The organism is Geodermatophilus obscurus, from assembly GCF_900115395.1.
GTDB classification, from domain to species: domain Bacteria; phylum Actinomycetota; class Actinomycetes; order Mycobacteriales; family Geodermatophilaceae; genus Geodermatophilus; species Geodermatophilus obscurus_B.
Genome location: NZ_FOWE01000001.1, coordinates 471,055 through 486,282, shown reverse-complemented (window position 1 = coordinate 486,282; position 15,228 = coordinate 471,055). Strand labels below are relative to the sequence as shown.

Annotated in this window: 12 protein-coding genes and 1 pseudogene; 7 read left to right on the top strand and 6 right to left on the bottom strand. The window is 71.5% G+C overall.

Annotated elements, in window-relative coordinates:
- Window positions 1–174: 174 nt before the first annotated feature.
- The gene (locus BM165_RS25940) at window positions 175–4,305 is read left to right on the top strand and encodes an AAA family ATPase (protein WP_075011854.1); all 4,131 of its coding nucleotides are present in this window, start codon (window positions 175–177) and stop codon (window positions 4,303–4,305) included.
- A gap of 525 nt (window positions 4,306–4,830) precedes the next feature.
- Here the strand turns inward: BM165_RS25940 and BM165_RS02195 are convergent.
- Both BM165_RS02195 and BM165_RS02190 read right to left on the bottom strand, forming a co-directional pair.
- The gene (locus BM165_RS02195) at window positions 4,831–5,952 is read right to left on the bottom strand and encodes a DNA alkylation repair protein (protein WP_075011853.1); all 1,122 of its coding nucleotides are present in this window, start codon (window positions 5,950–5,952) and stop codon (window positions 4,831–4,833) included.
- A gap of 135 nt (window positions 5,953–6,087) precedes the next feature.
- Entirely contained in the window at window positions 6,088–6,975 is an 888-nt protein-coding gene (locus BM165_RS02190) for a helix-turn-helix transcriptional regulator (protein ID WP_208976604.1), read from the bottom strand.
- A 203-nt stretch (window positions 6,976–7,178) separates the two neighbouring features.
- On the opposite strand from BM165_RS02190, the gene BM165_RS25425 reads away from it, so the two are divergent.
- From BM165_RS25425 to BM165_RS25420, 4 genes and pseudogenes are all read left to right on the top strand, one after another.
- Window positions 7,179–7,721, top strand: a complete 543-nt coding sequence (locus BM165_RS25425; protein WP_244273965.1) for an SDR family NAD(P)-dependent oxidoreductase — start codon at window positions 7,179–7,181, stop codon at window positions 7,719–7,721.
- A gap of 66 nt (window positions 7,722–7,787) precedes the next feature.
- On the top strand, window positions 7,788–8,540 hold the full coding sequence (locus tag BM165_RS02180; RefSeq protein ID WP_075011852.1) for an SDR family NAD(P)-dependent oxidoreductase: 753 nt from the start codon (window positions 7,788–7,790) through the stop codon (window positions 8,538–8,540).
- A gap of 203 nt (window positions 8,541–8,743) precedes the next feature.
- Complete coding sequence (locus tag BM165_RS02175; RefSeq protein ID WP_075011851.1) at window positions 8,744–9,562, top strand: DedA family protein; 819 nt, start codon at window positions 8,744–8,746, stop codon at window positions 9,560–9,562.
- Window positions 9,532–10,056, top strand: a pseudogene (locus BM165_RS25420) (GTP pyrophosphokinase); the annotation flags it as partial. The gene BM165_RS02175 and the pseudogene BM165_RS25420, both read left to right, overlap by 31 nt.
- Window positions 10,057–10,106: 50 nt before the next feature.
- On the opposite strand, the gene BM165_RS25100 reads toward BM165_RS25420, so the two are convergent.
- The 4 genes from BM165_RS25100 to BM165_RS02150 form a co-directional block, all read right to left on the bottom strand.
- On the bottom strand, window positions 10,107–11,153 hold the full coding sequence (locus BM165_RS25100) for an IS3 family transposase (protein ID WP_075011849.1): 1,047 nt from the start codon (window positions 11,151–11,153) through the stop codon (window positions 10,107–10,109).
- 311 nt (window positions 11,154–11,464) lie between these two features.
- Window positions 11,465–12,154 carry an SNARE-associated domain-containing protein gene (locus BM165_RS02160; RefSeq protein WP_143107980.1) on the bottom strand — a complete coding sequence of 230 codons (690 nt, stop codon included), beginning with the start codon at window positions 12,152–12,154 and terminating at the stop codon, window positions 11,465–11,467.
- A gap of 26 nt (window positions 12,155–12,180) precedes the next feature.
- On the bottom strand, window positions 12,181–12,861 hold the full coding sequence (locus tag BM165_RS02155) for a class I SAM-dependent methyltransferase (protein ID WP_083426947.1): 681 nt from the start codon (window positions 12,859–12,861) through the stop codon (window positions 12,181–12,183).
- A 27-nt stretch (window positions 12,862–12,888) separates the two neighbouring features.
- A complete protein-coding gene (locus BM165_RS02150) occupies window positions 12,889–13,884 on the bottom strand; it encodes an SDR family oxidoreductase (protein ID WP_075011847.1) in 996 nt (331 codons plus the stop codon).
- Window positions 13,885–14,088: 204 nt separating this feature from the next.
- Between BM165_RS02150 and BM165_RS02145 the strand changes: the two genes are divergently transcribed.
- Together BM165_RS02145 and BM165_RS25935 are read left to right on the top strand one after the other, a co-directional pair.
- The gene (locus tag BM165_RS02145) at window positions 14,089–14,973 is read left to right on the top strand and encodes a helix-turn-helix transcriptional regulator (RefSeq protein WP_075011846.1); all 885 of its coding nucleotides are present in this window, start codon (window positions 14,089–14,091) and stop codon (window positions 14,971–14,973) included.
- Complete coding sequence (locus BM165_RS25935; RefSeq protein ID WP_280140671.1) at window positions 14,973–15,098, top strand: hypothetical protein; 126 nt, start codon at window positions 14,973–14,975, stop codon at window positions 15,096–15,098. The genes BM165_RS02145 and BM165_RS25935 overlap by 1 nt, the downstream gene beginning before the upstream one ends.
- The last annotated feature ends 130 nt before the right edge of the window (window positions 15,099–15,228 follow it).

The following is a 15,228-nucleotide window of genomic DNA, read 5'->3' as shown; positions in this document are numbered from 1 at the left end:
GAGGAGCGCTCCTGCGGCAGTGCTCGACGCCGGCGCACACAGCACCGGGGCCGCACGGTGCGTACTTCTCGGCCGCACCGTGCCTCTTCTACGTTGTGGTGGCGCTGGTCGCCGTTGTGGCGCGCTGGTCGCCGCGGCACGGCGGGGCTTCGGCCCCGGCCGGGGGAGGTCGTGATGGCGGCGTTGGTACTCGAGCCGGTCGAGATTGCAGGTCCTGCGCGGTGGCGGTGGCTGCTGCGCACCGAGGACGGCGAGCCACTTGCCTCCCACCAGGTGGCGATGCCCGAGGGTGACTTCGAGTACGGCGGGTTTGTCGACCTGTACCGGTGGCTGCGCTGGCAGGCGGACCCGCAGCGGCGGGTCACCTCGGAGGCGGAGATGACCGCCCGGGTCGGCGAGTGGATCGGCCGCCACATCCTCGGCCCCGAGGTGATGGAGGTCCTGCTGGACGAGGCGCCGATGATCGTCCGGATGCCGGTGCCGAAGGTGCTGGAGTACCTGCCGTACCGACCGTGGGAGATCGCCGCCTGGCAGAGGCAGGTGCTGGGCCGGGAGGAGGTGGGGTTCGTCTTCGACCTGCCCGAGACCCGCAATCGGCCGCGCACCGCCCCGCAGGCGCGGGAGCCGCTGCGGATGCTGGCGTTGTTCAGCCTGCCCACCGGCGGCGCGCCACTCGGGCTGCGCCGCGAGCGCCACGCGCTGCAGCAGCTGATCGGCCAGGTGGGGCAGGGGCAGTCGCCGCGGGCGGTGCAGCTGCGGGTGCTGCAGTACGGCGTCACCCGCGACGCGCTGGCCGCGGCGGTCGACGATGCCGACGGCTGGGACGTGCTGCACGTCTCGGGACACGGTGGCGCCGGAAGGCTGGTCCTCGAGCAGGAGGACGGCACCCCGGACGCGCTCGACCCGGGCGCTTTGGCTGAGCTGCTCAAGCCGATGCGCCGCCGGCTGCGGCTGGTCGTGATGTCCGCGTGTGAGTCCGGGGCGGCCACCGCGGCGGAGACCCTGCGGCTGCTGGACCGGGCCGAGCAGGCCGAAGAACTGGACAAACGAGCCGACCTGGAGGCCGGCCTCTCCCCCGCCGACGGCACGCCGGTCGACACCGCCCCGGCGGCTCCCGCCGGCGGGAACGGCGGCGCACCCGCCGAGGGCTGGCCGGGGCTGGCCCGGGCGCTCGTGGAACGGCTTGGGTGTGCGGTGCTGGCGATGCGCTATCCGGTGGTCGACGATTTCGCCATCGACTTGACCGGCGCCTTCTACCGGCAGCTGTTCGAGCGCGACCAGCCGGTGGACGTGGCGGTGGCCCGGGCGCTGCCACAGGCCGCGACCTTGCCGCCGTCGCTGGGCGCGCCGGCGGTCTCGCTGGCCACCCCAGCGCTGCTCGGCCCCGCCACCGGCCTGAGACTGCAGCCACCGCCGGGGACCGCGGCGCCGATCAGCCTGGCGCTGGCCGGCTTCCCCGACGAACCTGAACGGTTCGTCGGGCGCACCGCCACCCTCACCCAGGCCCGGCGGGCGCTGCTGCCCGATTCCGGCCAGACGGGGGTGCTGCTGCACGGCATGGCAGGAGCCGGCAAGACCACCGCCTCTCTTGAGCTGGCCTACCAGACCGCCGCCGGCTTCACCGGCGCCGCCTGGTGGACCGCGCCACCGGCCGACCAGTGGCCCACCGCCCTGAACAGTCTCGCCAGCACGTTGGAGGCCCGGCTCAACCCGAAGCTGGCCAGTTACGGCATCACCGTGCAGCTGGTCGGCAACACCGCCACCGACACCCTGCTCGACGCCTACCTGCCCGTCCTCACCGAACTGGTGAAGCAGGTCCGGCTGCTGGTCGTGCTGGACAACCTGGAGACCCTGCTCACCACCGACGGCCAGTGGCTGGATCCGCGGTTCGGCCGGGTGATCGCGGCGTTGAGTGGGCATGCCGGGGCCTCGCGGGTGGTGCTGACCAGCCGCACCCGCCCGGCCGGGCTCAACCCCGAGCGGGTCGAGGTGCTGCCGGTGCACGCGCTGTCGAGGGATGAGGCGCTGCTGCTCGCCCGCGAACTGCCCCACCTGCGCGCGCTGACCCACGACACCGAACCGGCCACCCGCACCACCAGCCCCCGGATCACCGCCGACCGGGCGCTGCTGGCCCGCACCCTCACCGTGGTGCAGGGGCATCCGAAGCTGCTGGAGCTGGCCGACGCCGCCGCCACCGACCCCGAGATCCTGGCCGAGCGGGTGGCCGCCGCCGAGGCCGCCGCCGCCGCCCGCGGCACCCCACTGGCCGCGTTCCTGGACACCGGGCACAGCCAGGCCTCACCTGGTCAACTGCTCCCCGCCCTGCAAGGGTGGACCCGCGCGGCCGCGACTGCGCTGCCCGAGCCCTCCCGGCTGCTGCTGCAGCTGCTCGCCGCCGCCGAACCCGACGACCGCACCAGCATCGTGCTCGACGCCAGCTGGGCCGAGCTGTGGCGCCGGCTGGCCCGCCCCGGTGACCCACCCCCCTGGCCCGACACCCTCACCCCGCTTGTCGGCGCCGTGCTGGTCGAGCCCAGACCGGCCGGCGACCCCGTCGCCTCGGACCGGCCGGTGCGCTACCGGCTGCATCCCGGCATCGCGGACACCGTCCGCGCCGACACCCCAACGGAGGTGCTCAGCGTCGTCGACACCGAACTGGCCGCCTACTGGTACGCAATGTTCGATGCCGCCCTCAAGCAGGAGGAACAGGAAGAGACAGGTTGGTTGGTCGTGCATGCCGCGCTCGCCGCCGCCCCCTACCTGCGCCGCCTCCACGAGTGGCAGGCCGCCAGCATCCTGATCGAGCAGGCCCTGCTGCGAGAGAGGTCGCCGGGCGCGGTCGCCGCCGCCCTGCCTCACCTTGAGGCCATCGCCGAGGCCACCGCCAGCACCAACGAAGGACTTGAGAGCCAGGGCGTGCTTGCCCGGGCCGTCGCGCGCATCGACCCCGCCGAGGGAGAACGCCGACTACGCTCCGTCCTCGCGCAGGCCGCCGAGCGAAGGCGGTACAGGCTGGCGTCCGCGGCCGCCGGCGAGCTGGCCAATCTGCTTTTCCTCCGCGGCCGCTACGCCGAGGCCCTCACGGTCGTCGACCGGATGGCGGAGCTGACCCGCCAGGCGGGGCTCGGCCCGTGGAGCCAACTGTCCGACGCCGCCCGGCGGGTGCAGCTTCTGAGTCTCACAAGCGACCCGCAGCCGGTCCTCGACGAGGTGCAGCGGCTGCGCGAGCGCATGCGCACCCTGCCCGACCAGCCCGGCGACAACGAGACCGCCCACCCGTGGAACGTCCGGGAGACCATCCTCGACACCGGCCGCCAGGCCGCCGTGGACCTGAGCCGCTGGCAGGAGGCCCTCGACCTCAACGCCGAGCGACTCGCCAGCAAGCGGGGCCGCGGCGCCGGTGAGTACGAGCTCGCCTACGCCGCGTTCAACGACTACGGGCCGCTGCTGAGACTAGGCCGGTTGCCGGATGCGGACCGGCTGCTGCTGCACTGCCAGAACCAGTTCGAACAGGCCGGTGACACCCGGCCGCTCGGCGCCGTCCTCTCCGCGCGCGCCGACCTCGCCGACAAGCAGGGACACCGTGAGGCAGCCGTCCGCCTGGCAGAGATAGCCCTGCGCTACCACTACGCCGCCGGCGGCACCCACGCCATCGCGATCGGGCACCACAATCTGGCCAACTACCGGCAGCGCACCGGCACCGCCCCCGGTGTTTGGCTGGCCCACCGGCTCGCCGTCACCCTCCTGCACCACCTCACCGGCGCCAGCGGCCTGCAGGACGACCTACGCACCCTCGCCCGGGAACTCACCGCCCCCACCACCGCGGCAGCCCTGCCCACCACCATCGACCAGATCCGGGCCACCGTAGAAAGGGTTGAGGGGGTCCGCCTCGGCGACCTGCTCATGATGCTGCAGCCGGACCCCAACCGGCAGCAGGCCGCCCTCGACGAAATCATCCACACCGCCCGCACCATGCCCAGCGACCAGGCCGTCGACTTCCAGCGCCACCTCGACTGGTGGGAGCCGTGGCTGGCCGCCATCGTCGCCGCCACCGCCGGCGATCAGGCCGCCCGGCAGGAGGTGACCGAGGGCCTCGACGGCCTGGCCGACAACTCCGACTGGGCGGCCCTGGGTGGGGTGCTCCACCGGGTACTAGCCGGGGAACGTGACCCCGCGGCGCTGCTGCCGGGTCTGGACCCGGTGGACGCCACCATCGTCAATCGGCTGCTGAACTTCCTGGCCCGCCCGATCGAGATCAGTACCGACACGGAGGCCGCGGGAACCGAGAACGAACCCCGCTCCTAGCCCACCAACCGGGGGACGACGCCTCGCCCGACGTACACGGTCCCGCAAGGGCGCCATCCCGGCCCCCGATTGTCACTGGGCGTTGGTGCACTCGCGCGTCTCGTCGTGGGATAGGACCCGACTCGCCGACGATCTGTGATCTTGTCCGACGGCCGCGCTACGTTCCGACCATGACCACGAAGCCGCGCACCCCGCGCCTCACTCCCCCTGCGGGAGAAGCCGGTGGGACGGCTCCCACTTCCCGGTGCCCAAGTCCCCCCTCGGACACCGACAGATGAACCCCCACGGCTTCGCAGCCGCTGGGGGTTCATCTGTCTCTGACATGGGCACATCCGCTGGAGGACTGAACGACTGGCTCGACTGGCTGACGTAGCCGAAGGCCCGCTGGTCGTTCCTTCTTAGGCGAGAGATTGACGGGACCGCAAGCGGTCCCGTTTGGCGCCCAGAGGATGGTGACCGTCGGCATAGCGCTGGGTGCCATCCATGGCCGTGGCTGCTGTCCTTTCACCGAGCAAGCACGGAAGGTCAGGGCAGATCTGACGCCGTCGGCGGCAGCAGTTCGAACGGCGCTGGCCCCGCCAGGATTCCATTGACCTGCAAGGCGATCGCGTGGGCGCCAGGGTAGTAGCGGCGGGTGGTGATCTGCCGGAAGGAGTGCGCCCTGTCGATCTCCAGCTCCTCCCCTGCAGCCAGGGTGCGGATGGCGAGCTTGAACGTCTTCTCGCTCGACCTCCCATCGGCCTTTCGGTGGTGGACGACGTAGTCGATGGCGAGTCGCGCGCTCGTGGCACCGACGTTGCGGAGCACGGCGCGGAAACGGACGCTGCCGCCCCATGGGACAAGGTCATCGAGGACGTGCGGGCCGTCGACGTCCACCGAAGCGGCCGCGAAGCCCAGGAGGCCGAGGGCCTCGGGGTGCCCGCGTTTGACGAGTGTCCTCAGGCCGCGTCGCACGAGCGCGGGCGTGGTGGGCGCCGGGGTGTTGAGCCATCGGCGTGCCGTGTCGACGACGAGGTCCGGTTCGTCGCGGCTGAGATCGTTCAGATGGTTGCCGACGGACCGGCGCACGTACTCGCTCTTGTCCCGGTACAGCGCGTCGAGGATCGGCACGGTTACGCCCGTGCGGTCGAAGAGCGCGGGGACACGCGTGGCCCAGGGCAGATAGGGCCGCGTGCCCTCGCTGGCCAGTCGCCGCACGTGGTCGTCGGGAGAGTCCGTCCACTTCTGGACGCTCTCAAGTGCCAGGTCGAGGTCATGGCGGAGAAGCGTGCGGACCGCGAACTCGGCGGTCAGCCTGCCCGTGAGCTCTGCTAGGAGCGCCATCGCATCCACGAAGGCGTCCTCGGTGCCCCGCTGGACAGCACGGCTGGCGACCGCGCTCGTGACCGGCCAGATCAGCCACCCGCCGAACGCGGGATCGGCCTCCCGGGCCGCACGAACGACGTCCGCCAAGGCGCGATGGTCACCGGGGACGTCCGCGAGGAGGGCATCGCGCAGCAGGTCGGCCCGCGCCCGCAGGGACAAGCCGTCGAGCGCGCCGGTGGACTGCGGCAGCACGCGCAGCGATCGGCCGGGAGCCGCGGCTTGGATGGAACGTGCCAGCGTGTGGGCGACCTGCTGGCCGATGAGCTCCTCAGCGAAGGGCATGAGCCCATGATCAGCGTTCTCGACAGACGCTGGCGGGGGGACCTCCCCTAGGAGCGTTGCACCCTGGGTCGAAGGAGAGCCGGCGCGCACAGTCGGGTCGTGCCATCCGGCACACGAGACGGTGGAGAAACCGGGTCATGACCGGTCTCCGGTAGCCGTGTCGCCGGCGTCTCGGCCGGTGAGCGACAGGGACTGGGTGCCGATCACCGCGAGCATCTGGAGCTTCTCGTAGCTCTCGGTGCCGGGCACGGCGGTGTAGACCATCAGCCGGTGGGCCTGGTGCGGATCGACCAGCGCCTGACAGTTCAGCTCCAGCCGCCCCACCTCGAGGTGCTGGTAGCGCTTGACCTCGTTGAGGTGGATGCCGACCTCGTGGACCTCCCACAGGGAGCGGAATTCCTCGCTCTCCGCCAGCAGGAGCTCGGCCAGGTGGGCCGCCCGCGACCCTGGCCCCCGCATCGCGAGAAGGGAGCGGAGTCCAGCGGCGTACGTGCGCGACATGTGCGCGTGGTCCTCCGGCAGGCGGAGCTCACGCTCCGACGGGTCGGTGAACCAGCGGTATCCCCGGCTGCGCGCCGGCCCCGTGTACCGCGTCGCGTCGCCATGGAGGGCGATCGCGGGCGCCGTCTGGCGCAGAGTGTCGCCGACCTCGGTGACGATCTCGGCGGGGGTGTCGCCGAGGCGGTCGAAGATCCGCAGGAGGCCGGGGCTGACGTGCTCGCTGTCCGCCCCGCGCGGCGGCGGTTGGTGCCCGGCCAGCCGGAACAGGTGGTCGCGCTCATCGAGGTCCAGGTGCAGCCCCTGCGCGATCGAGGCGATCATCTGCTCCGAGGGCTGCGGGCCGCGCTCGCGCTCCAGGCGCGAGTAGTAGTCGGTCGACATGTGGCAGAGCGCGGCGACCTCCTCGCGGCGCAGGCCAGCAGTCCGGCGGCGTGGCCCGCGGGGGAGTCCGACGTCCTCGGGCTGTAGTGACTCTCGGCGTCCTCTGAGGAACTCCGCCAGACCTGCTCGACTGATGATCACGTGCGTCCTCCTGGGGGTGGGGTGCGCCAGCCGGGGGCGGCGGAGCTCTGTCTACCGGCGCGGCACCAGGCACGGCCACGGCCTGTCGATCCCCCTCTCGCCGGCCCGGATGGGGGGATCGGCAGGCCCTGCCTCGCGCCGGCGGGACGGGGGACGGTGGTGCCACGGCGCGATAGCGCACCCACGTGGACAGGAACTCAGCGATGGCCCGCACGACGATCGACATTCCCGTCACCGACCTGTCGGGGAGGCGAGCAGTGCTCACCGGAGGCAGCGACGGCATCGGCCTGGTCCTCGCCCGCCGCCTGGTCGCGGCCGGCGCCGACCTGGTCCTCCCGGTCCGCACCCGCGGCAAGGGCGAGGCGGCGGTCGCCGAGATCCGGGCACGGGTCCCCCGGGCCAGCATCACCCTCCACTCGCTGGACCTGTCCTCGCTCAACTCGCTCTCCGCCTTCGCCGGCGCCCTGCTCACCGAAGGCCGACCGATCGACCTCCTGGTCAACAACGCCGGAGTCATGACGCCGCCGGAGCGACAGACGACGACAGCACCGCGAGCTCCAGCGGTTCTTCGGCTGCGTCGACACGTCCCCCACGGTGTGGCCGAACCTGCCCCCGGCCGCCGTCTACACCGCGACGCAGCCCCTGCCCACCGGCTCTCGCCGCATGGACGACCGGTGAGCAGCCGGCTCATACCACGTCCCGCGCGTTCTCCCTGGTCTGCCGGAGGTTCCGCGCACTCGTCGTAGCGCCAGGCGTTTCACGTCCCGCAATCGCTCGTCCACTGCAACTCTGACTGAAACAGGAGGGCTCCCATGCCCACGCAACGCATCGCTCTGGTCACCGGCGCAAACCAGGGCATCGGCAAGCAGGTCGCGAAGGAGCTGGTCGCAGACGGGGTCACCGTGTTCGTCGGATCCCGCGACCTCGCCCGCGGCAAGGAAGCGGTTGCCGACATCGGCAACGGCGCCACCGCGCTTCGCCTCGACGTGACCGACGCAGCGTCGATCGCGTCGGCCGCCGAGCGGATCGACAGGGAGGCAGGTCGCCTCGACCTCCTCGTCAACAACGCCGGCATCTCGACCACCCGTACGGACGTCGACATGGCCGGATTCCGTGCCCTCGCGAAGCCGAGCACCGCACCGCTTGACGACTTGCGGGCGGTCTGGGAGGTGAATGTCTTCGGCGTCCTGGCGATGTACCAGGCCATGTTGCCGCTGCTTCGCCGGTCGTCGGAGGCGCGCATCGTGAACGTGACGAGCGCCTTGGGCTCGCTGACGACGGTTGCCGACCCGACCTTCGCGCTCCACTTGGCTTTCGAACCGATCTATGGCGCGTCGAAGACGGCGCTCAACGCCGTGACCTTGTCCATGATGATCGAACTGGAGGGGACCGGTATTGGGGTCAACCTCGTCTCGCCGGGATTCGCCAGCACTGCACTGACCAACTTCCAGGGGACAGACTCGGTCGAGGACGCCGCACGCGAGGTGGTGCGGGTCGCCCGACTCGGGCAGGACGGACCGACCGGCACCTTCACCTCGTGGAACGGTATGACGATCCCGTGGTGACCCAGCCGCCGCAGTGGCCCTCAGGCGCCGCCCGGTCTGAGTGACCACCCAGGCCTCCCGGCCCTGAGCCGTCCTCGCACCAGCAGGTCAGCACCGACCCGCCGCGCAGCGGACCGCCCGTCCCCTCTTCAGGAGGGGCGGTCCGCACGCATCGGGCTGCGGCCCGACACCGCAGCCCCCTTATGCCACGAGGACGCCGAACTGTGATCGACAGCCTGCTGGACACCGTGATTGCGCTGATGTCCTCACCGTGGGTGTACCTGCTCATCGCCCTGGTCGCCTTGGCCGATGCGCTTATCCCGTTGGCTCCGAGCGAGACCGTGGTCATCACCGCCGGGGTGTTCGCCGCCTCTGGCAGCACGAACTTGCTGCTCGTGGTCGCCAGCGCCGCCGCCGGCGCGCTGGCCGGCGATCACCTGTCCTACCTGATCGGCCGCCTGACCAGCAGGTGGACCACTGGGCGGGACCCCACCGGCTGGCAGGCCCGAGCGATGAGCCGAGTGGACTCGCTCCTCTCCGAGCGCCGCGGGATGGCCCTGGTGGTGGCGCGCTACATCCCCGGAGGGCGCACCGCCGTCACCCTGAGCATGGGTGCCTTGCGACACCCGCTCGGCGACTTCTCCCGCTGGGACGCCCTCGCAGCCTTCTCCTGGGCCTTGTACTGCACAGGTATCGGCGTCATCGGCGGCAGCGCCTTCGCCGACGACCCCTTCTCTGCCGTCATCCTCGGCATGGCCATCGCCATCGCCATCGCAGGCCTCGCTGAAGTCATCCGGCACGTGCGTCAGCGGGGGCGGCTCATCACCACAGCCGAGCGCGCCATGGCCACCCCTGCCAGCGCTGACTCACAGACTCTTCTCCCGGACGAGGCGCTGCGGCTGCCTGGAACCGGAATCCGCGGGCGCGGCGTGGTCAATGCGGGTGGTTCCAGGCCCGCCGTGCTCGACTCCACCCTCAGCCCGGGCGTCGCTGCAACAGCACCAGACAGACGATGGGCCACCAGCGACGGAGCCATGGCGTGATTGCTTCCCCACGCTCTCCAGCGATCGACCAGAGCGGCACGGAGACGAGGCAGGAAGACCTCGAACCGGGCCCGCACCTGCGCCGCTTCCTCATGGTCTACGAGTTCGGCCTCCAGGAGATCTTGACCAAGATCAAGATCTTGCAGGAGGAGCTGCGTCTGATCAACGGCGAGTCCCCGATCGAACACATCACCTCACGGGTGAAGAGCATCGAGAGCCTGACAGCGAAAGCGCTGAGGAAGGGCATCCCGTTGACCGGAGCGAGCGTCCGGGAAGCCGTCCACGACGTCGCCGGCCTCCGGATCGTGTGCAGCTTCGTCTCCGACGTCTACACGATCGCGGACATGCTGCTCAGGCAGTCCGACGTCGAGTTGGTGGTGGCGAAGGACTACATCGCCGACCCCAAACCTAACGGCTACCGAAGCCTGCACCTGATCATCGACACCCCCGTGCACATGTCCGACCGAGTGGCCACCGCCCGGGTCGAGGTACAGCTGCGGACCGTGGCGATGGACTTCTGGGCCAGCCTAGAACACAAGATCTTCTACAGGTGGCACCAGCACGTGCCCACCGCCCTACGGGAAGAACTGGCCGAAGCAGCCCGCAGCGCAAGCGCACTGGACCAGACGATGCAGCGACTCCACAGCGAGGCCCGCAGCCGCCCCCTCCCGCCATGAGCCTCCATGACCGCCGGGGAATCGCCTCCGCCCGACCTGGAGTTGACCCGCCTGCGTGGACACCTCGTTGCTGCGGTCTGAGGCTCAGGCCGCGTTGGTGAGAGTGTGCCGTGCCTCGAATGCCGCGCGATCTGGCCGAGGGCCGAGTGGCGTCGGCGCGGGTTGTAGAACGTCTCGAGGTAGTCGAAGACGGCGAGCTTGGCGTCGCGTCGGGTGGTGAAGCGGCCGCCGGGCTGACGATCGAACAGCTCGCACTCCAGCGTGGCGAACACGCTCTCGGCCAGCGCGTTGTCGAAGCAGTCGGCGACGCTGCCCATGCTCGCCAACACGCCGTGCCGGCGGAGTTCGCGTTCCAGGGCGTGCGAGCTGTACTCCCCGCCGCGGTCGCTGTGGTGAATGACGCCGGGTACCCGGCCGCCGCGCCGGTGCACCGCCATGGTCACTGCGTCCACGACCAGGTCCGTCTTGCGGTGGGAGGCCATCGACCAGCCGATCACCATCCGGCTGAACACGTCGGTGACGCAGGCCAGGTAGAGCCAGCCCTGCACCGTCGGCACGTAGGTCACGTCGGCGACCCACAGCTGGTTGGGTGCGCTCGCGACTAACTTGCGGTCCACCCGGTCCGGCGCCGCGTGGGCCTTCGGGTCCTGCCGGGTCATCCCAAGTGACCGCTTGCGCCGGTGGCAGCCGACGATCTCGGCCTCACGCATCAGTCGGGCGATCCGCTTGCGGCCGACCCGCACGCCGGCGTCGGCGAGCTCGGCGTGGATCCGCGGGGCGCCGTAGACCCGGCGGTTGTCGCCGTAGGCGGTGCGGATCTGGGTGGTCAGCACCTCGTCGGCCAGCGCCCGGGTCGAGGGCGGGCGGGACAGCCAGGCGTAGAAGCCCGACCGGCTGCCTTCAGCAGCCGGCACAGCGCGGTGACGTCGTGGTGAGCCTTCTCCCGGTCGATGAAGGCGAACCGCGTCACCTCGTCGACTCCGTCACGAAGAAGGCCGCCGCCCGGTCGCTTTCACCAGCTCCACGGCTTGCTCCCGGAACTCCGGAGAACTTGCTCGGTCGGCCCATCAGGACCCCCTTCTTGGGCTTGATGCCCAAGCTCAGGGCGTCCACCGAAGCGGGTCAACTCCACACCGAAGCACACCTCGCACCGCGGGCCGGCGAGTCAACCACCTCGACGCCGACCGAGGACGACGACCAATCCGAGGCCGACCACTAACGCCCGTTAACGGGCTGCCCGATACCCACCCGTTTTCGGGCTGTCCAACACCAGCGGGACGCAGAAGGTCTCGCGTCGTTCGTGGACTTTGAGTGAGTTGTTGCTGCTCGGGACCGTCCCGCGGTGCCGGCGCCTGCGGCGGTGGACGAGGACCGCCGTGGCGCCGACGACCAAGACGCAGGCCATCGGGATGACGTCGTCCAGGCGCGCCATGGTCGATGGGGCCAGCGCACCGGTCGAGACGAGGAGCGAGGACCAGAGGAGGGCCGCGGGCATGGTCCCGCGGAGCATGACCGCCAGCGGCACGTTCGCCTGCGCGGTGACGCGGGGGGCCAACGTGCGGGCTCCGGCGATGAACTGGGCGGCCGCTGCCGCGCGTACCGGTCGACGTCCGACGGCATCGGCCAACGGGATGAGCAGTCGGTCGCCGCCGGCACGGACCCGGGGGGGAAGGAGCCCGATGATCCTGCCGGCGGCGGGAGGAGCTCCCTCCCTGCTCCGCGTGGCCGCCCGATGTCCGAGGGACGCACCGAGCACCGTGGCTGTCGACGCGGACAGCACAGCAACCGACATGGCCACCACGTCCCCACCCGTCAGCACGCCCAGTCCCAGGACGAGTGAGGAGGAGGGCAGGAACACACCGATCAGCAGGCCCGCCTCTGCCGCCAGCACGGAGGCGACCAGCAGCGTCGCCACGACAGGCGCCTCCCCCATCCAGCTGCTCATCCGGCAGCTGCGGCCGGGTCGTCGACCGGCAGGGGTCGTGTCGCGGTGTAGACGACGGCCGGGGGCAGGTTCGCCCACACCGTCGAGGACAGGTCGACGCGGCCGAAGTGCTGCCGGAGTGTCCGGTGCTGTCGCCGGCCCGGGGGCGCCCAGCGGGTCCAGGTGTACGTGAACTGGGTGTAGGCCCCTGACGGGGCGAGGCTGGCTGCGATGGCCGAGACGAGCTCGGTGCCCGCCTGCCCGGCGAAGGCCTGCCACGGGAGCCCGCTGACGACCAGGTCGACCGCGGGCAGTCCGCGCTGCGAGAGGGCATCGGAGAGCTCGGACGCCGGCCCGCGCAGCAGGTCGATCCCGGGGAACCGAGCGGCGAGGTGGTCGGCCATCGCCGGGTTCACCTCGACGCCCAGGTAGCGCATCCCGGGCGCGGCCGCCTGCAGGGCTGCGGTGAAGGCCCCCGTGCCCGGCCCCAGTTCCACGACGACCGGCGGCCGATCCACCTGCGACCGCCCCAGGAGGGGCGCGATCATGCGCTCGGCCAGTGCCGGCGAGCTGGGTACGACCGAGGCTGTGCGCACGGGTGCGCGGAGGAACTCCTTGAGGAAGACCTGCATGTCGGAGGACCGGGTGGTCCCCGCCGCCGGGTGCACCGCCAGCGAGGACCGCTCGTGGCTGTTCATGGACTGCTGCCGCAGCTGCCTCGTCCCTCAGGCCGTCAGGCCGCGCTCACGGACGAGGTCGAGCATAGGTCGCTCGGTCTCCGTCTCGGCCGGGAAGGACACGCCCGCGAGCTGCTCGGACAGTTGCCAGATGCGCTGGGCGTCCTCGACGCTGCGCAGTGACCGGTACAGCTTCTGCTCCCCCGGCGCCCCGCTCATGTGCTGGAAGCGGCTGGGGCCGTAGAAGCGCTCACCGGTGGCCTCCAGCGACGTCGCGGCGAGCAGCGCCGGGAGCGCAGCAGTCTCCGGAGTCCCCAGGATGCCCATCGCCGATAGCCGCCGGATCACGCGGATCTCGCGCCCCTCCGCAGGGCGACCGATGCCGGGCTGCGCGGCGAGCAGGTTGGTCGGGGCCACCCCCGGGTGGGAGATGTTGCTCGTGATCCCCCAGCCGTGGGCCTTGCTGCGCCGGTCGAGCTCGAGGCCGAAGAGACCGAATGCGATCTTGGAGGAGCTGTAGGCGTGCATCGGGTGGTAGGAGCGCTCCCAGTCCGGGTCGTCCCAGTGGACGGCGCCGCTCCTCGCCGCGACGCTGGACTGCGAGGTGATGCGGGCCCCGCCGGCGCGCAGCAGCGGCAGCAGCTGCGCCACGAGGGCGAAGTGGCCCAGGTGGTTGGTCGCGAGCTGCAGCTCGTGGCCGTCGACCGTCGCCTGGCGCTCCGGTGGGGTCATGACGCCGGCGTTGTTGATCAGGACGTCGATCGGCCGCCCCTCGGCGAGGAGCGCGGCCGCGAACTCGGTGACCGACCCGAGGCTGGACAGGTCCAGCGTGTGCAGGGTGATCGCGGCTCCGGGGACCCGCGCCCGGATCTCGGAGACGGCCGCCTCGCCCTTGCCGCGGTTGCGGACCGGGAGGACCAGATCCGCCCCGGCCGCAGCCAGGCGGCGGGCGATGACCAGGCCGATGCCGTCACTGCCTCCAGTGAGGACCGCCCGCTTCCCGGTCAGGTCGGGGACGGTGATGTCGATCGGGGTGCGGGCCATGTCGGGCTCCTGTCGTCGGTGACGCGCCGTTCGCGTCGTGACCACACCGTCCCCGGCGCCAGCGCCGGGTGGCAGGGCCTGCCGATCCCCCTATCCGGGCTGCTGAGAGGGGGATCGACAGGACGTGGATGCGCCCGTGAACCGCCGGTAGACACAGCGCTGCCGCCCCCACGGCCGGCGCACCCCACCCTCAGGAGGACCCACGTGGCCATCGATCGAGCAGGTCTGGCGGAGTTCCTCCGCGAACGCCGGAGCGCGCTGCAGCCCGAGGACGTCGGTCTCCCCCGGGGCCAGCGCCGCCGGACCGCCGGCCTGCGCCGGGAGGAGGTCGCCGGCCTCTGCCACATGTCCACCGACTACTACACACGCCTGGAGCGAGAGCGCGGCCCGCACCCCTCGGTGCAGATGATCGCCTCGATCGCCCAGGGGCTGCACCTGGACCTCGACGAGCGCGACCACCTGCACCGGCTCGCCGGGCACCAGCCGCCACCGCGCGGGGCGAGCAGCGAGCACATCAGCCCCGGCCTGCTGCGGATCTTCGACCGCCTCGGGGACACCGCCGCCGAGATCGTCACCGAGGTCGGCGAGACGCTCCGGCAGACACCGCTCGGGATCGCGCTCGTCGGTGACGCAACGCGGTACACCGGCCCCGCCCGCAGCCGGGGGTACCGGTGGTTCACCGACCCGGCGGCCCGCGCGCTGTACGTGGCGGAAGACCACGCCCACATGTCCCGCATGTACGCCGCCGGCCTCCGCGCCCTCCTCGCGATGCGCGGTCCCGGGTCACGCGCGGCGTACCTGGCCGACCTTCTGCTGGCCGAGAGCGAGGAGTTCCGCACCCTCTGGGAGACCCACGAGGTCGGCATCCACCTCAACGAGGTCAAGCGCTACCACCACCCCGAGGTCGGCCGACTGGAGCTGAACTGCCAGACCCTGATCGACCCCCACCAGGCCCACCGCCTGATGGTCTACACCGCCGCACCCGGCACCGACAACTACGACAAGCTCGAGATGCTCGCCGTGATCGGCGCCCAGTCCCTCTGCACCACACGCTCGGGCACGGTCGGCGCAGAGCCCGGCGACCGGTGATGACCCGCTTCCTGCCCACGATCGAAGCCGAGACCGCCGACGACGAGCACGGCGACACCCTGGCACCCGAGCCGTCTACCACCGGCCGGCACCGCAGCCAGGCGCTGGAGCGCGTACCGGGCTGACCACGCGACCACCCACAGTCCGAGGCCGGTGCCCACCTTCTTGAGACCGGCGCCGGACTCGGGCGGCGCGCAACCGCACGCGTCCCGTTGGGCCAACCGCCGCTCAGCCGGACGACACCACGACTCGGCG